Genomic DNA, 21,396 nt, shown 5'->3' with positions numbered 1-21,396 from the left:
ACGGATGCACAACGACACGTCGAACCCGGACGCCGCCACGTCCCCCACCCTTGCAGACCCCCGCACCCGTCTGCGCATCGTCGCTGCCGGAGTGTTCGCCACACGCGGCTACAACGACGCCAGCATCGAAGAGGTGTGCTCCGAAGCGGGCCTGGACGCCGAGACGTTCTCCACCCACTACGAGGACAAGTACGCACTCTTCAAAGATGTCGTGCTCGCGAACGCGCGGGAGATGGTGCGCGCAACGGACGGCATCGAGACGCATGACCCACGGCAGGCGCGCAGCGTCATCACCCGCATCATCGAGAACGCCACCCGGGTTGCGATCGCCACTCGCGCGACGGGCGGCTTCTACCGTTCGGAGCACCGCTACCTTCGCCGCGAAGACGCGCATGAGCTCAGCGAACTCATCGGCGAACTGCACCGTCGAGTGTGGCAGCCGCTGATGCTTCACCGCCCGAAGCTCACGGAGGACGACGCAACCCTCATGGCCGCGGCCGCCTTCAGCGTCATCGCGAGCATCACGATCCATGCCACGAGCCTCCCCGCACCCAAGGTGCAGACGCTCCTCACGGTCACCGCAATGAGGATGCTCGACAGCGAACCTGCCCCCGCGCAGGTGCACATCGACCAGCCGGCGACCCGCCCCACCTGGCATGACGACACCAGCAGGGATGGGCAGCTCCTCAAGGCCGCGGTCGACCTGTGCTTCCAGCGTGGGTACCACGCCGTCACGATCGACGACGTCGCGACCGCTGCGGGAATCGATGTCGCGTGGGCACGACAGCACGCCTCCCTTTCCGACATTCTGACGCGCGGATGCCTCAACGGCTACCAAGCGCTCAAGACCGACCTCAACCAGGCGCTGGAGAGCTCCGTCAGCGCGCGCGACACCCTCCTCGGCCTGTGCCGCGCCTACGTGCGCCACTACATGGTCGACTACAAGCTCATGACCGTCTACCTCGCTGACGCGCGCAATTTCGACGACGGCGACCACGGCCCGATGCTCGAGCTGCAGGACTACTCGGTCACCCTCTGCACGAGGGCCATGCAGGATGCCCGGCCGGAGCTGTCGCCCACCGAGGCGACCTTCCTCGCCTTCGCCTCCATGAGCCTCGTGAGCGACCTTGCCCGCATGCTCCGGTGGAAGAACGACGACGCGACCACACGCAGGATCGAAAAGTTCGCGTGCATGGTCATGGCGTTGATCAGATGACCGACACCTCGACACTCGTGCTCTCTGCGGCCGCACGGGTCTTCGCCTCCCAGGGCTACCTGCGCACCACGCTGCACGACATCGCCGCAGCGGCCGGCCTGTCGAGCGATGACCTCGAACGGCAATCGCCAGACAAGTACGCGCTCTTCGCGCAATCCGTGCTCGGCGCCGCGCGCACCGTCCTGCGCGCCAGCGACCACCTCGTCGCAGACGTGCAGGACTCACGCCAGGCGCGCGCGCAGCTGGCCGCCGTCATCGAGGCGTCCGCGCGGGCCACGATCGCGCAACGCGATGCGAGCGGCTTCTACCGCTCGGAGGTGCGTTACCTGCTCCCGGATGACCGCGCCGAGAACGCGGCCATCGTCGAGGAGGTGCAGGCGCGCATCCGTCGCCCCCTGGCCCTGCTGCGACCTGAACTGGAACCGGTAGAGGTCGCGATGCTCGCGGCCGCCTCCCAGAGCGCCGTCGCGAGCATCACCATCCACCCCACCGACATGCCGGAACAGAAGATCCTCACGCTGCTGACCACGGCGGCCATGCGGGTGCTCGACAGCTCCCCCGTGCGGCCGAGCGAGGTCGCCCCAGCTCGCGAGGTGCACCTGCCCTGGCGGCACGACGATTCCCCGCGCAGTCGCATCCAGCGCGCCGCCCTGACCCTCTTCGCCAGGGACGGCTTCTGTGCCGTCGCCGCCGATGACGTCGCCGCAGCATCCGGCGTATCGCTTGACGTGATCGCGCGCGAGTTCGGCGACCTCTCCGGCTTGCTACGTGAGGCCTGCGTGGTGGGTCACGCCGAACTGCAGCGCATCGACAATGACGTACTCTCGACGGCGGAGACCCCCCGCGATGCCCTCATCGGCTTCTCCTGCAACTACGTGCACTACTCCTTCGAGGAGCCGGAGGGCATGACGGCCTTCCTCAACGACGGCCGTCGCCTCCCCGGTGATCAGAAGCTGGAGTTCCTGCGCATGCAGGCCTTCACGGTCGGCCACTGGGTGCGTTCCCTGCTCGGCATCCGGCCGGAGCTCTCCCTGTCGGAGGCACAGTTCCTCGTGTTCGCGGGCATGTGCATCGTCAACGATCTCGGGCGCAAGCTCGACTGGCAGCGAGACGAGCTCACCGAGACTCGCGTCCAGCGCGTCGTGCTCGCCGCCATGGCGAACATCCGCGCCGGCTGAGCTACCGCGTCAGAGCCGGCGCATGAGGGCGGGCCACGCCTCAGCGAAGAGCGGATGCAACGGCAACGACTCGACCGCGTCGAGCCGCACCCAGCGCAGGTCGAGGCTCTCGGGGTCGGCGATCCTCGGTTCGAAGGCGCGTGTGACGGTCACCGCGACCGTCGTGTACGACCAGAACCCCAGGTCGAGGGTCTCCTCGAACAGGGGAACGAGCGCGTCGCCCGGCACAGCCGCTTCCTCGGCGGCCTCGCGCGTTGCGGCGTCGTAGGCCGACTCCCCCTCGTGCCGCGCGCCGCCGGGAAGCCCCCACGTTCCGCCAAAGTGGCTCCAGGTCGCGCGGTGCTGCAGCAGCACGCCGCGCTGCGGGTCGTGGGCGAGCAGGCCTGCGGCACCGTAGAGCCCCCAGAACCGCGCGCCGTCGGCACCCTCCACCCAACCGTCGCCCGAGGTCCTCGGGCGGTAGGGCGGCTTGTGCGTCACTGTCCCACTCTCTCACGGGCGCGCTGACGGGTGCATGTGACAGCCCCGAGAGAAGCCCTACTCAAGCAGTTCGGCGGCGAGCAGCCGGAGAGCGTCGACGCGGGCGGGCGTCGCATTCGCGGCATCCGCGTCGCTGGCCGAGAGGCCGGGCACGACCATGACCTCATCGACGCCGTAGCGTCGTGCGAGTTCGCGGATGCGGCGAGCGGCCGCGACCGGCTCGTCGATGACCCAGCGCTCGAGCATGGCGTCGACGGTCTGCTGCTGCGCGGGGGTCAATTCGGCACGCGCCGCCTCCTCGATCGTGGCAAGCGGCCCGAGCGGTGCGCCCGTGCGCAGGCGCGCCATCTGCTGCAGGTTGGGCAGGGCGGCCGCCATGGCCTCCTGCGCGGTCGGCGCGACCGAGACGTTGAGCGTGAGGAAGGTGCGGGGCGTGTCACCCTCGGCGGCGGGCGTGAAGCCGCTGCGATAGAACTCAAGGATGCGCTCGGTCCCCTCCCCCGAGAAGTGGTGGGCGAAAACGTAGGGCAGCCCCAGCGTGGCGGCGAGCCGCGCGGAGTAGTCGCTCGAGCCGAGGAGCCAGGTCTGGGGCACACCGGATGCCTTCGGCGTGGCGCTCAGGGCATAGCTGCGGCCGTTCGGCAACTGCAGCATCGCGCCCTCGGTGTCGAGCAGCGTCGCAATGTCCTGCACGTTCTGCTCGAAGGCGTTCACGTCGCTCGTCGTGCCGCTCGAGCGCAGGAACGAGGTGATGACGGGGTCGCTGCCGGGCGCCCGCCCGATCCCCAGGTCGACGCGTCCGGGGAACGCCGCCTCGAGGATCGCGAACTGCTCCGCCACGACGAGCGGCGAATGATTCGGCAGCATGACACCGCCCGATCCCACGCGAATGCGCGAGGTGTTCGCCCCGATGATGCCGATCAACACGGCCGGGTTTGTCGACGCGACCGCGGGCATGTTGTGGTGCTCCGCGACCCAGAATCGCTCGAAGCCGAGCTCGTCAGCAACCTTGGCCAGCTCGATCGTGGCGGCCACGGCATCCGCCGTCGTCTGGTTGCTTCGCACCGGAATCAGGTCAAGCACCGAAAGGCGAAGCGGATGCTGCTGGCCAGAGCCGGTCGCAGAAGAGGAGCCAGTCGCAGAAGAGGAGTCAGTCGCAGAAGAAGTCATCGCTGACTGCAACGGCATGCTGGTGACGGCTATTCCCCGGGCTGCTACCCCCGCACGACACCCTTTGCCGCGACCGCCAGTTGCGCAAGGAGTCGGCGCGCGACATCCGCGTTCTGCATCTGGTTGATCGTGCCGGAGATGAAGAGGCCCGCGGCGGGGGCGAAATAGAGCACGGCACCGGTGGAACTCGGATGCCCCACGAACTCACGCGGTCCGCCCTGGCTTGCGAGGGCCGAGATCCGGCTGCGCATGATGCCCACCCCCGCGTGGCTGGGAAAGGTCAGTCGCCGCCAGTCCCCCGTCATCTCGCCCACGAGCTGCCGGTCGAAGAGCGAACCGTCGAGCAGCGCGCGCAGGAACACGATGCCGTCCTCCGCTGTCGAGACGATGCCGCCCTGCGCCCTCACCGAGGCCATCGTGAGCGGCAGCCGCACAGTGCGACGACCGTGCAGCACGGGCGAGACACCGTCATAGCGGTCGACGTCACCGACGGAGAACGACCACGTGCCCGCGAGCCCGAGTGGCCCGATGATGCGCTCGGCGACGGCAGCCTCCCAGGGCACGCTCGTCGCCTGCTCGATGATGCGCCCGAGGATCGCGTAGTTGGTGTGCGAGAAGTAGGCACGACGCGACGTCCCGGGAGGGAACGCCGGTCGCATGGTGCGGGTCACACCCAGTGCCTGGTCGAAGGTCCACCCGCGGTCGCGTTCGAGCGCATCCCCGAAGACCGATCCGCCGTCATCTCGGGGCTGCATGAGGTAGTTCGGCAGGCCGGAGGTATGCGAGAGCAGGTGCCGCACCGTGATCTGCTCCGAATAGTCCGTCTCGCGATAGACGTGGATGGCAGAGACCAGGTCGGGGTCGAGGAAGGTCGTGATGGGGTCGTCGAGCCCCAGCACCCCCTCCTGGCGCAGCTGCATGATGATGGCCGCCGTGTAGAGCTTCGTGATCGACCCGATGAAGTACGGGCGTGCGGGCGACTCACTCTCATAGAGCATCGACCACCCCGTGCTGGGAGTCGCGAGCGCGAATGAGACTGCACCCACGTCGGCGCGCGCCGCAAAGCGGTCGAGCACCGAGCGAATTCGGGTTTCGTCGACGGTCACGAGCGCGAGTCTAAGGTCGACGAGGAATCGTCGACCAACCCCCAATCTGGGGAGGAAGCCTAGCGCTTGCGCTTCTCCCGCACCCGCATATTGACGTTAATCGGCGTGCCCTCAAAGCCGAAGATCTCGCGCAGGCGTCGCTGGATGAAGCGGCGGTACTGCGGGTCGAGGAACCCGGTCGTGAAGAGCACGAACGTCGGCGGCCGGCTCGACGCCTGCGTGCCGAAGAGGATGCGCGGCTGCTTACCGCCACGCACCGGATGCGGATGCTCGGCCGTCAGGTCAGCGAGCAGCGCATTGAACTTGCCGGTCGGGATGCGCGTGTCCCACGACTCGAGCGCGGTCTCGAGGGCCGGCACGAGCTTCTCGAGGTGGCGTCCCGTCTTGGCGGAGATGTTGACGCGCGGCGCCCACGAGACGTGCGAGAGATCCTGTTCGATCTCACGCTCGAGGTAGATGCGGCGCTCGTCATCGAGCAGGTCCCACTTGTTGTAGGCCAGCACGAGCGCACGGCCCGACTCGAGCACGAGGTCGATGATCTTCAGGTCCTGCACGCTGATCGGCTCGGTCACGTCGAGCACGACGACAGCGACCTCCGCCTTCTCGAGGGCGGCGCTCGTGCGCAGCGACGCATAGAAGTCGGCGCCCTGCGAGAGGTTCACGCGACGACGGATGCCGGCGGTGTCGACGAAGCGCCACACCTTGCCCGCGATCTCCACCTGCTCATCGACCGGGTCGCGCGTGGTGCCCGCGAGGTCGTTGACGACGACGCGCTCCTCGCCTGCGGCCTTGTTGAGCAGGCTCGACTTGCCCACGTTGGGTCGACCGAGGATCGCGACGCGGCGAGGCCCGCCGACCTCCTCCTTCGCGACGGCAGAGATCTCGGGCAGCACCGTGAGTGCGTGGTCGAGCAGGTCGGCGACGCCACGGCCGTGCAGCGCCGAGACCGGCCACGGCTGTCCGAGGCCAAGGCTCCAGAGTTCGGCGGCGTTCGGCTCCTGCCGCACATCGTCGACCTTGTTCGCGACGAGGATGACGGGTCGCTTCGCTTGGCGGAGCATCCGTACGACGTGTTCGTCAGTCGCGGTCGCGCCGACGTTGGCGTCGACGACGAAGAGCACGGCGTCGGCCAGGTCGACTGCCACCTCGGCCTGGGCGGCGACGGATGCGTCGATGCCGCGGGCATCCGGCTCCCACCCGCCCGTGTCGACGAGGGTGAAGCGCCGCTCGTTCCATTCGGCCTTGTACGTCACGCGGTCACGGGTGACACCTGGGGTGTCTTCAACGACGGCCTCGCGGCGACCGAGGATGCGGTTGATGAGGGCGGACTTGCCGACATTCGGCCGACCAACGACCGCGAGCACGGGCAGGGCCGGAAGGTACACGACCTCGTCGGCATCCTCCCCCGTCGCCTCGAGGAGATCGATGTCCGACTCGTCGAGCTCGTAGTCCGCGAGTCCCGCGCGCAGGGCGTTCGCCCGAGTGGCCGCTTCCTCCTCGGAGAGGGCCGCCATGCGTTCGGCGAGTTGCTCGTCGAGCTCTGGGAAGTCGTCGTGGTCAGCCATTGGTGTCCTTCAGTCCTGGCACGGCGACGGCATCAGCCGACGCGATCGTGCACGAGATCGACCACCGCCTGGATGGTCTGGTCAAAGTCGAGATTGGTTGAGTCGATCGCCGTGACGCCCTCCGCGGCGTTCATGAAGTCCACCACCCGGGAATCCTGCGCGTCACGCGAAGTGAGATGCTTCGCGACCTCGGCAGCCGACTGCCCCGTGATTTCAGCGGAGCGCCTGGCCATTCTAGCTTCTTCGGATGCTGTGAGAAGAATGCGCACGGGAGCATCCGGGCACACCACGGTCGTGATGTCCCTACCCTCCGTGATGACACCCGGCTTGTCGCTCGAGTCGATCACGTGACGGAACAGTTCGACGAGGTAGGCCCGCACGGGCAGGATGCCTGCGACCGAGCTGACCACCGCCGAGATCCGCGGCTCGCGGATGGCCGCCTCGACGTCGACTCCCCCGACGCGCACGAAGTAGTCGTCAGGGTCGATGCCGATCGCGTAGTCGAAGTCGGCGAGCGCCGAGACGACCGCCTCCTGGTCGCTGGGGTCGATGCCGCGCTCAAGCACGAACCAGGCGAGGGCGCGGTATGCGGCGCCCGTGTCCTGGTAGTCGAAGCCGAGGCGCCGGGCTGCAGCGCGGCTCACGCTCGACTTACCGCTGCCGGCGGGTCCGTCGACCGCGACGATGATCTTCTCCTGCATGGTCTCCCTCATTGCGGCGCGCTGCTTCGCCGTGTGCTCCGGCGCACTCAACGGTACGCGCCCGCGATCTTCCAGCCGCGCTTCTCGAGCTCGGCCACGAGCCGCTCCTCCACCTCGGGAAGCACGGCGATCTCCGCGAGTCCGATCTGCGCCCCCGGCGAGTGCTCGAGGCGCAGGTCCTCCATGTTGACCCCGACCTCGCCGATCTCGGTCAGCAGCCGGGCGAGCTCGCCCGGGCGGTCGTCGACCTTGACCGTGATCTGCGCGAAGCGGCGATCCTGGCCGTGCTTGCCGGGGAGGCGCGCGACTCCCGCATTGCCCCCGGCGAGGATCTGAGCGAGCGAGCGACGGGCACCAGACGCCTCCTGGTCGGAGAGGGAGTGGATGAGCACGTCGAGGTCGGTACGCAGGTCACGAAGTATCTCGATGATGAACTTCGAGTTCGCCCCCATGATCTGCACCCACAGCTCGGGCGCACTCGCGGCGATGCGCGTCGTGTCACGCAGGCCCTGCCCTGCGAGGGAGAGCGACGTGTCCTCGGCATCGACGAGGCGCCGGGCCAGGAGCGTGGACACCGCCTGGGGCACGTGCGAGATGAGCGCGACAGCACGGTCGTGATCCTCCGCGCTCATCGCGACGGGCACAGCACCGAGGTCGAGCGCGAGCTGCTCGATGACGGAGATCTGTGCTGGCGGGATTCCGGCGTTCGCCGCGATGACCCAGGGGCGCCCGATGAAGAGATCGGCGCGCGCCGAGATGGCACCGCCGCGCTCACGGCCGGCCATGGGGTGCGAACCGATGTAGCGCGAGAGGTCGGCGCCGACGAGGCTCAGCTCGGCGAGGGGCGCCATCTTGACGCTCGCGACATCCGTCACCAGGGCATTCGGATGCGCCTGCAGCTCCTGCGCGACGACCTCCGCCACGAGGTCAGGCGGCACGGCGACGACGACGAGCGCGGGCGAGTCCGTGGGCTCGGCACGGCGTCCCGCCCCGTAGTCGACAGCCAGACTGAGGGTCGTGGGTGAGGCGTCGTGCAGGATGACATCGACGCCCTTCTCCCTCAGGCCGAGGCCGACACTCGCGCCGAGGAGTCCTGCGCCGACGACCCTGACGGGACCCTTCGTCCTTGCGATCGAGTCGTTCACCGGGTGGATCCGTTCTCTCGCGCGATCGTCAACAGCTTGCCGACCTCATCCTTCGTCAGCTCGCGCATCTGTCCCGCCTTGAGCGTGCCCAGGTGCAGTGGGCCGAACTGGCGACGCACCAGGTCGATGACGGGATGCCCGACCTCATCGAGCATCCGTCGCACGATGCGGTTGCGGCCCGAGTGCAGCGTGATCTCGACCATCGACGCATCGGCATTGCTGCCGCTCGTGAGGAGTCGAGCCTTGTCGGCCGCGATGAAGCCGTCCTCCAGCTCGAAACCGGTCGTGAGCTTTGCGATGGTCTGCGCGCTGACCTTGCCGCGCACCTTGGCGATGTAGGTCTTCATGACCCCGAACGACGGATGCGCGAGCACATGCGCCATCTCGCCATCGTTCGTGAGGATCAGAAGTCCGGAGGTCTGCGCGTCGAGCCTGCCGACGTTGAAGAGCCGTTCCTCGTACTGGGAGACGAAGCGACTGAGATCGGGACGCCCGCGCTCATCCTGCAGCGAGCTGACGATGCCGACCGGCTTGTTGAGCATGACGTAGCGCCGCGAGGTGTCGAGCTGGATGGCGACGCCATCGACCGACACCTGGTCCTCGGGCATGACTCGACGACCGAGCTCGGTCACGACCTCGCCGTTGACCTCGACACGGCCCGCGGCGATGAGATTCTCCGAGACGCGGCGCGAGGCAACGCCCGCGGCGGCCATGAGCTTCTGCAGCCGCACGCCCTCGGGCTGCTCGGAATCAGCGAACGTCATCGAAACCCTCCGATCCGTCAGCGAGCAGGGGCGAGATCGGCGGCAACTCGTTGAGGGAGTTGATGCCGAGCTGCACCAGCAGCAGGTCGGTCGTGGCGTAGTGAATCGCGCCCGTCTCGGCATCCGTGAACGCCTCGGTGATGAGCCCGCGGCCCAGCAGCGTGCGCACGACGGAATCGACGTTGACGGCGCGGATCGATGCGATCGCGCCGCGCGTGATCGGCTGCTTGTAGGCGATCACCGCGAGCGTCTCAAGGGCGGCCTGCGAGAGCCGGCTCGGGTTCTGCGTCAGCACGAAGTCCTTGACGATCGCGTCGTGCTCCTCGCGCACGTAGATGCGCCACCCGCCGCCGACCTCGCGCAGCTCGAAGCCACGACGGGGCGACGCCGCCTCGCCGTCGTAGTCCGCGACGAGCGCGTCGATCGCGGCGCGCACCGCCTTGACGGGTGCCCCGAGCGCCGTCGCGAGCGTCACGATCCCCTGCGGCTCATCGACGACCATGAGGATCGCCTCAAGGCGAGCGCGAAGTTCCTCGGCGGTCGGCGGCGCAGGAGCCGCGACATCCGCTTCGGCCTCGATCGTCGCGGTGCTCTCATCAGTTGCCATAGTCAGCCCCCAGGTTGGCGAGGTTCTCGTCGGACCAGTGTTCCGCTGTCCACTGCACGGTCAGTTCGCCGAGCGGCTCGATCTGCTCGAAGGAGATCGCGGCGCTGCGGTAGAGCTCGAGCACGGCGAGGAAGCGCGCGATGATGACGCCCTTCTGCTCCGCACCCGCGATGAGCTGGCGGAACGTCATGGGCTCGCCGCGACGCAGCAGCGCAACGACCGTCGCCGCCTGCTCCCGGATGCTCACGAGCGGCGCGTGCAGGTGGTCGAGCCCCACGGTCGGCAGTTCCTTGGGCGCGAGTGCCACGGCCGCGAGCGCCGCGAAGTCATCGGGCGAGAGCGTCCACACGAGCTCGGGTGTCGAGGCGCGGAACTTCTCCTCCAGTCGCACCGAGCGCACCGTGCGACCCGACTCGGCCGTGAGCCGCTCGTCGAACCACGCCGACGCCTCCTTGAAGGCGCGGTACTGCAGCAGGCGGGCGAACAGCAGGTCGCGGGCCTCCAGCAGCGCGACATCCTCCGCGTCGACGAGCTCCCCCTGCGGCAGCAGCCCCGCCACCTTCAGGTCGAGCAGCGTCGCGGCTACGACAAGGAACTCACTCGCCTCGTTGAGTTCGTCCTGCGTGTCAAGTGTGCGCAGGTAGGCGATGAACTCGGATGTCACGAGGCTCAACGAGACCTCCGTGATGTCGAGCTCATGCTTGCCGATCAGCGTCAGCAGCAGGTCGAACGGCCCGTCGAAGTCACCCACGGTGACGGTGAAACCGGCGGAACCGGCACCGCCTGCGGCATCCGCCCCCTCAGTCACCGTCACGGCGTCAAGCGACCGCACCGCGGAATACGAGCTCTCTCGCGAGCTGCCGGTAGGCCTCGGCGGCCGCGTGTTCGGGGGCGAACTGCGTGATGGGCGCCGCGGCGACGGATGCATCGGGGAACTTGATCGTGCGGCCGATGACGGTCTCGAACACCTTGTCGCCGAAGGTCTCCACGACTCGCTCGAGCACCTCACGCGAGTGCAGCGTGCGCGAGTCATACATCGTGGCGAGAATGCCGTCGAGCTGGATGGCGGGGTTCAGCCGGTCCTTGACCTTCTCGATCGTCTCGATGAGCAGCGCGACACCGCGGAGGGCGAAGAACTCGCACTCGAGGGGAATGAGCACGCCGTGGCTCGCCGTGAGCGCGTTGACGGTCAGCAGGCCGAGCGAGGGCTGGCAGTCGATCAGGATGACGTCGTACTCGTCCTTCACCTTGCGCAGCACGCCGGCGAGGATCTGCTCGCGCGCGACCTCGTTGACGAGGTGCACCTCCGCCGCCGAGAGGTCGATGTTCGCCGGGATCACGTCGAGGCCCGGCGTCGCCGTGTGCTGGATTGCCTCGTGGGGGTCCTTCAGCGTGCCGAGCAGTAGGTCGTAGATGTTGGGCACGTCGTGCGTCTGCACGCCAAGGCCCGCCGACAGCGCACCCTGCGGGTCGAAGTCGATCGCGAGCACGCGGCGGCCGTAGTCGGCGAGCGCCGCCCCGACACTGATGGTCGTCGTCGTCTTGCCGACGCCGCCCTTCTGGTTGCAGAGGGCGATGATGCGGGCAGGGCCGTGCGAGCCCAGCGGTTCAGGCTCGCCGAAGGTGCGTGCCGGCCGGCCCGTGGGGCCCAGCTTGGGCGACACTGCCTGCACGTCGACCCCGTCGAGTTCCGCCGACATGTCCCGTGATCTCGCCATCCGCTTCATCCTCACAGTGAGCGCAGGCCCGATTGGATACTCGGGCTGCAAGCCCTGATTCTATCGAGGAGGTCAGCCGCGGCCCCGACGCAACGCGTGGGCGGCGAGCAGGTCACCTCGACCCGTGCTTGAAGGTTCACGCGCCGTCACCGCGCGCGAGGGTGCGCCGTCGTGTACATGTCGCGGAGCGTGTCCGCCGTCACGAGCGTGTAGAGCTGCGTCGTGGCGACAGAGGCGTGGCCGAGCAACTCCTGCACGACGCGCACGTCCGCCCCGCCCTCGAGCAGGTGCGTCGCGAAGGAGTGCCGCAGGCTGTGTGGGGAGACCTCGCCCTCGATGCCGGCCTGCTCGGCCCGCGCGCGGATGATCAGCCACGCGTTCTGCCTCGAGACCCTGGCACCGCGCACCCCGAGGAACAGCGCGGGGGTCGCCCTGCCCTTCGCCGACATCCCGGGCCGCGCGCGCACGAGGTACGCGTCGATCGCCTCCCGAGCATACGAGCCAAGCGGAACGATGCGCTGCTTGCCGCCCTTGCCGAGCAGGCGCACGACGTCCCCCTCACCCATCACGTCGTCGACGTTGAGCCCCACGGCCTCCGAGACGCGCGCGCCCGTCGCGTAGAGCAGTTCGAGGAGGGCGCGATCGCGCAGCGACACGGGGTCGTCACCCGAGGCCGCTGCCAGGATCGCCTCCACCTGGTCGAGCGCGATCGCCTTCGGCAGGCGCAGCGCGAGCTTCGGCGGCTTCTGTTCGGCCGCGGCATCCGTCGCCGCATACCCCTCATCGAGGCAGAAGCGGTGGAAGCCGCGCACCGAAGACAGCACCCGCGCCACCGACGAGGCGCTCTTGCCCTCCCCCGCGGCAAGCTCCTGCGTCAACGCGGCGACATCCGTGCCAGACACGGCGTCGACCGAGCGGATGCCGCGTGCCTCAAGGAACTCGAGATACCGCCCCAGATCGCGCCCATACGCCGCGAGCGTGTTCGCCGCGCGCCCGCGCTCGATGCCGAGGTGCCGCAGGTACCGGTCGACGAGCACCGGCAGTGCCTCGCCCGTCACGGCACTACCGTCCTGCGGCGAGCGCCAGGGTGGCCGCGACGAGGATGCCGTTGCGCACGCGCCCCGCGCGGATCGCGTCCAACACCTCGTCGATCGCGACCCAGCGAAGCTCCATGTCGGCCTCTTCGTCGCCGCGCTCGAAGTCGTGCGTGACCGTCTCGAGTCCGCGCGCGAGGTACACGCGCAGGAGCTCGTCGCTCCCGCCCGGTGACGTGAAGAACTCGAGCAGCGGGCTCCACTCGCGCGCCGAGAGGTCGACCTCCTCCTCGAGTTCGCGCTTGGCCGCCTCGAGCGGGTCCTCACCCTCCTGGTCGAGCAGGCCGGCAGGGAGCTCCCAGTCGCGAGTCGCGATGGGGTGGCGATACTGCTTGATCAGGAGCATCCGCTCATGCTCGTCGAGGGCAAGCACGGCGACGGCTCCCGTGTGCGCCACATACTCGCGCACGATCTCGCCCTCGCCATAGGCGAAACGGTCGCGACGCACGTCCCAGACGGCACCCTCGAACACGACGTCGGAGGCGAGGATCGTCTGCGGGGCGGACTCATCCGCAAGCAGCTCGTCACTCCCCCGCTCAGCGCTCATCGCTCAGACCGCGGTCGTCTCGGCTGCTTCGCTGACCTCGAAGAGGCGGCTCGCGCGCTGGCGGTCGAGCGCTGCCGCGACGAGACCGGAGAAGAGCGGATGCGCGTTGTTGGGCCGCGAGCGCAGTTCCGGGTGCGCCTGCGTACCCACGTAGAACGGGTGCACGTCGCGCGGCAGCTCGACATACTCGACGAGCGTGCCGTCGGGCGAGGTGCCCGAGAACCACAGGCCCGCGTCCGCGATCTGCTCGCGGTAGGCATTGTTGACCTCGTAGCGGTGACGGTGACGCTCGGACGCGCTCGGGCCGCCGTAGAGCTCCGAGACAAGCGAGCCCTCGGCGAGGTCCGCCTCGTAGAGACCGAGGCGCATGGTGCCACCCAGGTCGCCGCCGGCGATGATGTCGACCTGCTCAGCCATGGTCGCGATGACCGGCACGGGCGTGCCCGGGTCGAACTCGGTCGACGAGGCACCGGCGAGGCCCGCGACATCCCTCGCGTACTCGATCACCATGCACTGCAGGCCGAGGCACAGCCCGAGGGTCGGGATGCCGTTCTCCCGCGCGAAGCGCAGGGCGCCGAGTTTGCCCTCGATGCCACGGATGCCGAAGCCGCCAGGGACGCAGATGCCGTCGAGGTGCGCGAGCATGCGCGAGGCACCTTCGGGCGTCTCGCACTCGTCGGACGGCACCCACTCAAGACGCACGCGCGTGTCATTCGCGAAGCCACCGGCCTTGAGCGCCTCGGTGACGGAGAGGTAGGCGTCGGGAAGGTCGATGTATTTGCCGACGAGCCCGATCGTCACCTCGTGCTTCGGGTTGTGCACGACATCGAGCAGGCCCTGCCAGCCGGTCCAGTCGACGTCGCTCGCGTCGAGGCCGAGGTGGTCGATGATGTACGCGTCGAGGCCCTGGTCGTGCAGTGTGCTCGGGATGTCATAGATGCTGGATGCGTCGGGGCAGTTGACGACCGCCTCCGGGTCGACGTCACACATGAGGGCGATCTTGCGGTTCATGCTGTCGGCGACGGGTCGGTCGGAACGCAGCACGATGGCATCCGGCTGGATACCGATCGAGCGCAGGGCCGCGACCGAGTGCTGCGTCGGCTTGGTCTTCTGCTCGCCCGCCGCGCTGAGGTAGGGAACGAGCGACACGTGTACGAAGAAGCAGTTGCCCCGGCCGAGCTCGTGACGCACCTGGCGGGCCGCCTCGATGAAGGGCTGCGACTCGATATCGCCGACCGTTCCGCCGATCTCGGTGATGATGACGTCGGGGCGGGGGCTGCCGTCGGCCGGCTCCTGCGCCTGCAGGCGCATCCGGCGCTTGATCTCGTCGGTGATGTGCGGGATGACCTGCACGGTGTCACCGAGGTACTCACCGCGGCGCTCGCGCGCGATCACGGTCGAGTAGATCTGGCCCGTCGTGACGTTGGCCGCCTGGTCGAGGTTGATGTCGAGGAAGCGCTCGTAGTGCCCGATGTCGAGGTCAGTCTCGGCGCCGTCATCCGTCACGAAGACTTCACCGTGCTGGAAGGGGTTCATGGTGCCCGGATCCACGTTGAGATAGGGATCGAGCTTCTGCATGACGACGCGCAGACCGCGGGCCGTCAGGAGGTTGCCCAGGCTGGCCGCCGTGAGGCCCTTGCCCAGGGAGGAGACGACACCCCCGGTGACGAAGATGTGCTTGGTTGTGCCCGCGTTCGAATTGTCCACCACGGGTTTGCAGCCTATCACCGGCACCTGTGTTATTCGGCGGCGAGCTCCAGCAGTTCGCGCGCGTGTTCGAGGCCGCTCGAGGAGTCGGGCAGGCCTGAGAGCAGTCGCGCCATCTCGGCAGTGCGCTCCTCGCCCGTCAGCTGGCGCACGCTGCTTGCGGTCACGGAGCCGTCGCTGTCTTTCACGACCGAGAGATGGTTGCTCGCGAATGCCGCCACCTGGGCCAGATGGGTGACGACGATGACCTGCGAACGCTCTGCGAGTCGGGCGAGTCGCCGACCGATCTCGATCGCCGCGGCACCGCCGACGCCCGCGTCGACTTCATCGAAGACGAAGGTCGGCACGGGATCGCTTCCCGCCAGCACGACCTCGATCGCGAGCATGACCCGCGAGAGCTCTCCCCCGGATGCGCCCCGGCCGAGCGGACGCGGTTCCGCACCGGGGTGTGGCTGCAGCAGCAGGGCGACCTGGTCCTTGCCGCTCAGCCCGTACTCCGCCCGCTCCGTGACCTCGACCGCGAGGGTCGCGTCGGGCATCGCGAGCGCGCTCAGTTCGGCGCTGACCTCCTCGCCGAGCCTGCCTCCCGCGGCGGCACGGATGTTGTGCAGCTGGGATGCGAGCGCCCCGATTCGCTCCCTGTTGCGCTCCACGGATGCCGAGAGCTCGCTGATGCGATCGCTGTCACTGTCGAGTTCGAGGAGTCGTGCGCTGCCCTCGTCGACGAAGGCGATGACGTCAGTCAGGGTCGGCCCATACTTTCGCGTGAGCGTCGCAAGTTCCGCCCGGCGCTCCTGGAGTCGCTCGAGTTCCGTCGCAGCCTCGGCGTCGAGCCCGCCGAGATAGCTCGCCAACTGTGAGCCGAGGTCGGCAACCACGAACGATGCGCTCGTCACGGATTCGGCGATGGAGGCGAGCGAGGCATCGTGGGCCGACACCCGCTCAAGCTGTCGGCGCGCGGCATCGAGGAGCGTCGCGGCTGCAGGGGTCTCATCGAGGTCGCCGGCCAGGAGCACCCGGGCCGACTCGGCGGCGAGGCGCAGGTCTTCGAGGTTCCCAAGGCGCTCGATGCGTTCATCCAGTTGCGTGTCCTCATCGGGCAGCGGCGCGACCGCCTCGATCTCGTCGAGCGCTCCACGCAGCTCCTCGGCCTCGCGCGCGCGACGGTCGCGCTCGGCCACGAGCACATCGAGCTCGCCCTGGCTGTCCTGCCACTCGCGGTACGCCGACTGGTATTCCGCAAGGACGGTCGCGAGCTCCTCGCCCGCGAAACGGTCGAGTGCCTCGCGCTGGGCAGTGGACGACTTGAGGCGCAACTGCTCGGACTGGCCGTGCACGACAACGAGCTGGCTCCCCAGGTCTGCGAGCACGCCGACGGGAGCCGAGCGCCCCCCGACAACAGCCCGGCTGCGTCCCTCCGCGGTGACGCTGCGGTTCAGGATCAACTCGGCACGACTGCCGCCGATGGGATCGACCTCGCCGCCGGCATCCGCAACTCGCTCGGTCACCGGGCTGCGCTCGTCGATGAGCCACCGGCCCTCCACCGAGGCTGCCGGGTTGCCCTTGCGCACGACGCCGCTGTCGGCACGGGCGCCCAGCAGGAGCCCGAGCGCCGTGACGACCATGGTCTTGCCCGCGCCCGTCTCGCCCGTGAGCGCAGTGAACCCCGGCCCGAGCGGCAAGCTCGCCTCTCCGATGACTCCGAGATTGCGGATTTGGATCTCCTCGATCACCTCACGCCCTCCCCACGTACTGCCGAGTCACTCATGTGCCGCCTGGATCGGGACCTCGCGCGTTGCCGTGCTCTCCGGGCCCCGCCATCCAGCAACCGGGAGCTGGAACTTGTTGACGAGCCGGTCGGTGAACGGGGCCTGGTGCAGGCGGGCGAGACGCACCGGGAGTTCGGATCGCCTCACGACGACACGCGCACCGGGCGGCAGGTCCCACGTGCGGCGTCCGTCACACCACAGCACCCCATTGCCCTGCGTGCGGTCGAGCACCTCGACGGCGAGCACCGAATCCGGGCCCACGACCAGGGGGCGCGCGAAGAGGGCGTGGGCACTCAGCGGCACGAGCAGGAGCGCATCCACGGCGGGCCAGACGACAGGCCCGCCCGCGGAGAAGGAATACGCCGTCGACCCGGTCGGGGTCGACATCACGACGCCATCGCAGCCGAACGACGAGAGTGGCCGCCGGTCGACCTCGATGACGACCTCGAGCATCCGTTCGCGGCTTGCCTTCTCGACCGTCGCCTCATTGAGCGCCCAGGTCTCGTAGGCGACGGCGTTGCCAACCTTGACCCGCACCTCGAGCGTCATGCGCTGCTCCACGAGGTAGTCGCGGTTGAGGGCTCGACGCACCGTCTCGGCGAGGTCGTCGCGCTCGCTTTCAGCGAGGAAGCCCACGTGCCCCAGGTTCACGCCGAGGATGGGAGCCGAACAGCCTCGCAGCAGTTCCGCCGCGCGAAGGATCGTGCCGTCGCCGCCCAGCACGATGCCGAGCTCGAGCATGTCGATCGAGACGTCCTCGCCCAAGACGCGAATCGTCTCGAGCGCGGGGTCATGCTTGATGAGGTCCAGGCGTTCCTCTCGCGTCGTGACCGCAGCGACCCCGCCGTCGAGCAATTCGCGACAGACCTGGGCCGCCGCCGCGAGCGACTCCGAGCGACCCGTGTGGGAGACGACAAGGATGCTGCGTACGCCCGCCACAGTGGACGAACCGTCACCTGCACTCACTCGGCACTCCCTAGTGGTTTGGCCAACCGGGTCACCGGCTCAGCTCTGAAACGCGCTCCAACCATTCTGTCGGATTGCTGCCGAGAGTGCTGAGATGCACGAGGTACTCGTGATTACCCGCGCCGCCGAGGATTGGTGAGGAGACGATGCCCGCGGTACCGAGCCCCGCATCCCAGGCGCTCCACAGCACCGTCGCCACCGCATCGGCCCTCAGGCCAGGGTCGCGCACGATCCCCTCGCGGATGCCCGTGCGTCCCACCTCGAACTGCGGCTTGACGAGGAGCACGAGGTCCGCTCCCGCGGGAGCCGTGCGCACGAGGGCAGGGATGACCATCGTGAGGCTGATGAACGACAGGTCACCCACCACGAGGTCAGGCACAAGCGACTCACCCACGGCGTCTGCGAGCGATTCCGGGCTGAGTTCCCGAGCGTTGAACCCCTCGACGACGGTGACGCGGGGGTCGGCCGCGACCTCAGCCGCCAGCTGCCCGTGCCCCACGTCGAGGGCAATCACTCGCGCGGCGCCGCGCTCGCACAGCACCTGCGTGAAGCCGCCCGTCGAAGCCCCGACATCCAAGGCTGTGCGCCCCGCGACCGGGATCGCGAAGGCATCCAGCGCCGCGACCAGCTTGTGCGCGGCGCGGCTGACATAGTGGTCAGCGCCCGCAACCTCGATCGCGTTCGAGTCGAGCACCTGCTGCGACGACTTCACCGCCTGCACGCCGTCCACACTCACGAGGCCGTCCGCGATCAGGCGCGCGGCGTGGGTGCGCGATCGAGCGAGTCCGCGCGCGGCAAGTGCCGCGTCGAGGCGGGCCGTCTCAGCGATGAGAGTTCTCCCCCGCCTCGAGCGTGGCGAGGAGCTCGTCGTGCACCTGCACGAAGGCCTCCGCGCGCTGCTCGAGCGGCTGGTCCTCGATCACGCGCAGTCGAGACACGAACTCGCCATCAGCGACGGCGTCGTCACGCACTGGTTGCTCCTGGTCCATGCCCCAATTCCACCACACGCGACCGCGAGGTCGGCGACGGCCCGCTCAGCGCGCGATACGCAGGGCGTCGAGCAGCGGCCCGGTCACGTCGATCGCAAAGATCGCCATCCCGGACCCCCACACGGCAGCGGATGCCGCGCGCACAAGGTCTGGGAAACTCCCCGCTTCCACGAGCTCGAGCGTCTGTCCCACGAGCCGCACGGCGGAACCTCCCACGCGCGTGACTCCGTCAGCCTGGGTGACGACCTCGGGATAGGGCGCGTCAAGCTCCGACAGGTCGCCCAGGATCACGTCGGGACGCATCGTGGGGCCAGCCGCGAGCAGCTGGCGCGCCCCGTCAATGCCCGTCAGCACCAGCGCGGAACGAAGACCGGCCCGATTGGCACCAAGGATGTCGGTGTCGAGCCGGTCGCCCACGAACAGGGCCGTGCGCGCGCCGAACCGCTCCATCGCCGCCTCGAAGATAGGGGTCTCCGGCTTGCCAGCGATCACAGGGAGCCTCGCCACGGCCGTGTGCACGGCAGAGACGAGCGTGCCGTTGCCGGGGGCGACGCCTCGCGCGAGCGGGATCGTCCAGTCATTGTTCGTCGCGACCCAATGCCGCTCGGCGTGGTCACCCTGCAGGGCATATGCCGCCTCAGCCAGATCCTTCCACCCGACCTCGGGAGAGAAGCCCTGCACGACGGCAGACGTCGCATCACTCGCGGTGCGCACGGGCCTGAGGCCCGCGCGCTCCACCTCCACGATGAGGCCCTCTCCCCCGACGACGAGCACCTCGGCGCCATCGTCGACGAGCCCCAGCAGCAGTCGCGCCGCCGCCTGCGAGGAGGTGACGACATCCGACTCGGATGCCGGCAGCCCGAGTCGCTGCAGGTGCTCGGCAACCGAGGCCGCCGTGCGCGAGGCATTGTTCGTCAGGTACCCAACGCGGAGGGTCGTCGACGTCAGGCTCTCGACCGCCGCAGGGATGGCGTGGTCACCCTTGTAGACGACGCCGTCGAGGTCGACCATGACGCAGTCGATACCACTGAGCGGAGTCTCCCCCGCCCGCAGCGCCGTCGCACTGCGCTCAGTCGTGGCTACTGTCGCCCTTCGGTCCTGCGCTGCCTGCGTCGGTCCCGCCTTCGTCTGGGGCGACCCGTTCTGCGTCGTCGCTGCCGAGCGCGGCGCCTTCGTCGTCGGCTTCCTCTTCAAAAACCTCAATGACATCCTCTTCGTTCGACCCTTCGCCAGCGAGCGCTGCCGCCGCGATATCCGCGCGGCGGTACCAAGCCTCGGCATCCTCTGCGCGCCCGAGGTCCTCGAGCACAGCGGCGTAGGCCGAGAACAGCGCGGGGCTCCAACTGTAGGCGCGTTCCGGATCCAGTTGCGGGATCTCCAGCTCGAGGAGCGCGGCATCCGTCTGGCCGAGGTCCAGCCGAGCACCCGACATCGCAATGGCGAGTTCAACCTGAACGTCAACAGGGAGCGTCTCGCGCGGCACCGAGCGGCCGAGCTCGAGCGCGCGGTCGGGCCGGCCGAGGCCGCGCTCCGAGTCGACCATCATCGGCAGCTGGTCATCCCGGCCAGAGATACGCCGGTAGGTGCGCAGTTCGCGCAGCGCCAGGGCGAAATCACCCACCGCGTAGGCGGTGATCGCGAGGGACTCACGCACAACCGCGATGCGGCCCGCCTTGCGAGCAGCGGATGTCGCGTGGCGGTGTGCCAGCTCCGGGTCCTCATCGATCAGCCGCGCCGCCATCACGAGATGGGTGGCGACGACGTCAGCGTTCTCCTTGGCCAGCGTCTTCAGTTGTGCGCGCGCAACTCGGTCGAGTTGGTCGGGCCTCACATCCGAGGGAATCTGCGGGTCATCGTGCCGGTTGCGCACCGAACGGATGCCATAGGGGTCACGATCCTCCATCGGCTCACGGTCGCGCGCATCCCGGTCGCCGCGAGCCGGCTTGCCGTCCTTGGTCCAGACACCGTCCCGGCCGGAACCCCCCGGCCGCCGGGGACCGGAAGGACGTCCGCCACGCTCGGGTCGCCCACCGTCGTTCCAGCGAGGGCGCGACTCGGAACCGCCGCGCGCTGATCCGGATGCACGTTCTCCATCGCGACGCGGCCGCTCGCCGTCCCCGCGCGGGGCATCGCCACCACGACGCGGGCGATCACTGTCCCTGCGCGGAGTCTCGCCATCACGATGCGGGCGATCACCTTCGCGACGGGGACGAGCGTCGCCGGCCGTCTGACCCTCCGAGCGCCACGGACGATCGTCGTCACGCAACGGCCGAGCGTCATCGCCAGCACGTCGGGCGTCGCCTCGCCCGGGGGCGTCGCGCCGCGGGGGCTTGCTGCCACGCGGTTCCCCTTTCGCGGGGCCGCGGTGGTCATCGCGAGCGCCGTCAGGGCGCTCACCTGGTCGGCGGGGACGATCTGATTCGCTCACGAATGTTCTCCTGATTGGTCCCGGTGGGTGGGGTCGGGTTAACGGGAAATGGCCACCCCGGTGGGGTGGCCATTTCTCGAAAGAAGTCCGGCGGTGTCCTACTCTCCCACAGGGTCCCCCCTGCAGTACCATCGGCGCAGAGAGTCTTAGCTTCCGGGTTCGGAATGTAACCGGGCGTTTCCCTCTCGCTATGGCCGCCGAAACACTATTGATTTATGTATCAGTTCATAGCCGCGCACCGTCTCG

22 protein-coding genes and 1 rRNA gene are annotated in these 21,396 nt (G+C 68.8%); 3 read left to right on the top strand and 20 right to left on the bottom strand.

Annotation, left to right across the window (positions count from 1 at the left end; all coding sequences use genetic code 11):
• Positions 1–4 precede the first annotated feature (4 nt).
• Together FVA74_RS04950 and FVA74_RS04945 are read left to right on the top strand one after the other, a co-directional pair.
• Positions 5–1,216 carry a TetR/AcrR family transcriptional regulator gene (locus tag FVA74_RS04950; protein ID WP_147720855.1) on the top strand — a complete coding sequence of 404 codons (1,212 nt, stop codon included), beginning with the start codon at positions 5–7 and terminating at the stop codon, positions 1,214–1,216.
• Positions 1,213–2,394 (top strand): TetR/AcrR family transcriptional regulator, encoded by a 1,182-nt coding sequence (locus FVA74_RS04945; RefSeq protein ID WP_147720853.1) that lies wholly within the window; start codon positions 1,213–1,215, stop codon positions 2,392–2,394. The genes FVA74_RS04950 and FVA74_RS04945 overlap by 4 nt, the downstream gene beginning before the upstream one ends.
• Positions 2,395–2,403: 9 nt before the next feature.
• On the opposite strand, the gene FVA74_RS04940 is transcribed toward FVA74_RS04945, so the two are convergent.
• The 19 genes from FVA74_RS04940 to FVA74_RS04855 all read right to left on the bottom strand — a co-directional run bounded on the left by FVA74_RS04940 (position 2,404) and on the right by FVA74_RS04855 (position 20,625).
• Complete coding sequence (locus tag FVA74_RS04940; RefSeq protein WP_147720851.1) at positions 2,404–2,874, bottom strand: NUDIX domain-containing protein; 471 nt, start codon at positions 2,872–2,874, stop codon at positions 2,404–2,406.
• Between the two features lie 57 nt (positions 2,875–2,931).
• Positions 2,932–4,044 carry an LLM class flavin-dependent oxidoreductase gene (locus FVA74_RS04935; protein WP_147720849.1) on the bottom strand — a complete coding sequence of 371 codons (1,113 nt, stop codon included), beginning with the start codon at positions 4,042–4,044 and terminating at the stop codon, positions 2,932–2,934.
• Between the two features lie 44 nt (positions 4,045–4,088).
• Positions 4,089–5,150 carry a serine hydrolase gene (locus FVA74_RS04930; protein WP_147720848.1) on the bottom strand — a complete coding sequence of 354 codons (1,062 nt, stop codon included), beginning with the start codon at positions 5,148–5,150 and terminating at the stop codon, positions 4,089–4,091.
• Between the two features lie 59 nt (positions 5,151–5,209).
• Positions 5,210–6,715 carry a ribosome biogenesis GTPase Der gene (gene der, locus FVA74_RS04925; protein ID WP_147720846.1) on the bottom strand — a complete coding sequence of 502 codons (1,506 nt, stop codon included), beginning with the start codon at positions 6,713–6,715 and terminating at the stop codon, positions 5,210–5,212.
• Positions 6,716–6,747: 32 nt separating this feature from the next.
• Positions 6,748–7,428: a (d)CMP kinase gene (gene cmk / locus FVA74_RS04920; protein ID WP_240792313.1), complete on the bottom strand. Its 681-nt coding sequence runs from the start codon at positions 7,426–7,428 to the stop codon at positions 6,748–6,750.
• A 35-nt stretch (positions 7,429–7,463) separates the two neighbouring features.
• Positions 7,464–8,561: a prephenate dehydrogenase gene (locus FVA74_RS04915; RefSeq protein WP_147720844.1), complete on the bottom strand. Its 1,098-nt coding sequence runs from the start codon at positions 8,559–8,561 to the stop codon at positions 7,464–7,466.
• Positions 8,558–9,325, bottom strand: coding sequence for a pseudouridine synthase (locus tag FVA74_RS04910; RefSeq protein ID WP_147720842.1), 768 nt, complete (start codon positions 9,323–9,325; stop codon positions 8,558–8,560). Before FVA74_RS04910 ends, FVA74_RS04915 begins: the two co-directional genes overlap by 4 nt.
• Positions 9,312–9,932, bottom strand: coding sequence for an SMC-Scp complex subunit ScpB (scpB, locus tag FVA74_RS04905; protein ID WP_147720840.1), 621 nt, complete (start codon positions 9,930–9,932; stop codon positions 9,312–9,314). The genes FVA74_RS04910 and scpB overlap by 14 nt, the downstream gene beginning before the upstream one ends.
• Complete coding sequence (locus tag FVA74_RS04900) at positions 9,922–10,746, bottom strand: ScpA family protein (RefSeq protein ID WP_240792312.1); 825 nt, start codon at positions 10,744–10,746, stop codon at positions 9,922–9,924. The genes scpB and FVA74_RS04900 overlap by 11 nt, the downstream gene beginning before the upstream one ends.
• A gap of 4 nt (positions 10,747–10,750) precedes the next feature.
• The gene (locus FVA74_RS04895; protein WP_370454527.1) at positions 10,751–11,632 is read right to left on the bottom strand and encodes a ParA family protein; all 882 of its coding nucleotides are present in this window, start codon (positions 11,630–11,632) and stop codon (positions 10,751–10,753) included.
• Positions 11,633–11,796: 164 nt separating this feature from the next.
• Entirely contained in the window at positions 11,797–12,708 is a 912-nt protein-coding gene (xerD, locus tag FVA74_RS04890) for a site-specific tyrosine recombinase XerD (RefSeq protein WP_240792311.1), read from the bottom strand.
• Positions 12,709–12,712: 4 nt separating this feature from the next.
• Positions 12,713–13,291 (bottom strand): NUDIX hydrolase, encoded by a 579-nt coding sequence (locus FVA74_RS04885; protein ID WP_147720834.1) that lies wholly within the window; start codon positions 13,289–13,291, stop codon positions 12,713–12,715.
• Positions 13,292–13,294: 3 nt separating this feature from the next.
• Positions 13,295–15,001, bottom strand: a complete 1,707-nt coding sequence (locus tag FVA74_RS04880; RefSeq protein ID WP_370454520.1) for a CTP synthase — start codon at positions 14,999–15,001, stop codon at positions 13,295–13,297.
• Positions 15,002–15,030: 29 nt separating this feature from the next.
• Positions 15,031–16,731 carry a DNA repair protein RecN gene (recN, locus tag FVA74_RS04875; protein WP_147720832.1) on the bottom strand — a complete coding sequence of 567 codons (1,701 nt, stop codon included), beginning with the start codon at positions 16,729–16,731 and terminating at the stop codon, positions 15,031–15,033.
• Positions 16,732–16,758: 27 nt separating this feature from the next.
• Positions 16,759–17,733: an NAD kinase gene (locus tag FVA74_RS04870; RefSeq protein WP_370454519.1), complete on the bottom strand. Its 975-nt coding sequence runs from the start codon at positions 17,731–17,733 to the stop codon at positions 16,759–16,761.
• A gap of 31 nt (positions 17,734–17,764) precedes the next feature.
• Positions 17,765–18,562, bottom strand: a complete 798-nt coding sequence (locus FVA74_RS04865; protein WP_147720830.1) for a TlyA family RNA methyltransferase — start codon at positions 18,560–18,562, stop codon at positions 17,765–17,767.
• On the bottom strand, positions 18,555–18,722 hold the full coding sequence (locus tag FVA74_RS13560) for a hypothetical protein (protein ID WP_168220054.1): 168 nt from the start codon (positions 18,720–18,722) through the stop codon (positions 18,555–18,557). The genes FVA74_RS04865 and FVA74_RS13560 overlap by 8 nt, the downstream gene beginning before the upstream one ends.
• A 45-nt stretch (positions 18,723–18,767) precedes the next feature.
• Positions 18,768–19,733: an HAD-IIA family hydrolase gene (locus FVA74_RS04860; RefSeq protein ID WP_147720828.1), complete on the bottom strand. Its 966-nt coding sequence runs from the start codon at positions 19,731–19,733 to the stop codon at positions 18,768–18,770.
• A 58-nt stretch (positions 19,734–19,791) separates the two neighbouring features.
• Complete coding sequence (locus FVA74_RS04855) at positions 19,792–20,625, bottom strand: hypothetical protein (RefSeq protein WP_240792310.1); 834 nt, start codon at positions 20,623–20,625, stop codon at positions 19,792–19,794.
• A 279-nt stretch (positions 20,626–20,904) separates the two neighbouring features.
• On the opposite strand from FVA74_RS04855, the gene FVA74_RS04850 reads away from it, so the two are divergent.
• Entirely contained in the window at positions 20,905–21,141 is a 237-nt protein-coding gene (locus FVA74_RS04850) for a hypothetical protein (RefSeq protein ID WP_147720826.1), read from the top strand.
• Positions 21,142–21,235: 94 nt separating this feature from the next.
• Here the strand turns inward: FVA74_RS04850 and rrf are convergent.
• Positions 21,236–21,352, bottom strand: a 5S ribosomal RNA gene (gene rrf, locus FVA74_RS04845).
• Between the last annotated feature and the right edge of the window lie 44 nt (positions 21,353–21,396).

The sequence above is a fragment of the Salinibacterium sp. dk2585 genome (assembly GCF_008001035.1).
Taxonomy (GTDB): Bacteria; Actinomycetota; Actinomycetes; order Actinomycetales; family Microbacteriaceae; genus Homoserinimonas.
This window is presented reverse-complemented; position numbering and strand designations above follow the sequence as displayed.

Coding starts and splice junctions, on each gene's coding strand:
- FVA74_RS04945 (WP_147720853.1), top strand. CDS start 1,213: ATGACCGACACCTCGACACTCGTGCTCTCTGCGGCCGCACGGGTCTTC.
- FVA74_RS13560 (WP_168220054.1), bottom strand. CDS start 18,722: ATGGACCAGGAGCAACCAGTGCGTGACGACGCCGTCGCTGATGGCGAG.
- cmk (WP_240792313.1), bottom strand. CDS start 7,428: ATGAGGGAGACCATGCAGGAGAAGATCATCGTCGCGGTCGACGGACCC.
- FVA74_RS04885 (WP_147720834.1), bottom strand. CDS start 13,291: ATGAGCGCTGAGCGGGGGAGTGACGAGCTGCTTGCGGATGAGTCCGCC.
- der (WP_147720846.1), bottom strand. CDS start 6,715: ATGGCTGACCACGACGACTTCCCAGAGCTCGACGAGCAACTCGCCGAA.
- FVA74_RS04950 (WP_147720855.1), top strand. CDS start 5: ATGCACAACGACACGTCGAACCCGGACGCCGCCACGTCCCCCACCCTT.
- scpB (WP_147720840.1), bottom strand. CDS start 9,932: ATGGCAACTGATGAGAGCACCGCGACGATCGAGGCCGAAGCGGATGTC.
- FVA74_RS04895 (WP_370454527.1), bottom strand. CDS start 11,632: ATGTCGGCGGAACTCGACGGGGTCGACGTGCAGGCAGTGTCGCCCAAG.
- FVA74_RS04860 (WP_147720828.1), bottom strand. CDS start 19,733: ATGGTCGACCTCGACGGCGTCGTCTACAAGGGTGACCACGCCATCCCT.
- FVA74_RS04850 (WP_147720826.1), top strand. CDS start 20,905: ATGCGGGCGATCACCTTCGCGACGGGGACGAGCGTCGCCGGCCGTCTG.
- FVA74_RS04855 (WP_240792310.1), bottom strand. CDS start 20,625: ATGGAGGATCGTGACCCCTATGGCATCCGTTCGGTGCGCAACCGGCAC.
- FVA74_RS04935 (WP_147720849.1), bottom strand. CDS start 4,044: ATGACTTCTTCTGCGACTGACTCCTCTTCTGCGACTGGCTCCTCTTCT.
- FVA74_RS04910 (WP_147720842.1), bottom strand. CDS start 9,325: ATGACGTTCGCTGATTCCGAGCAGCCCGAGGGCGTGCGGCTGCAGAAG.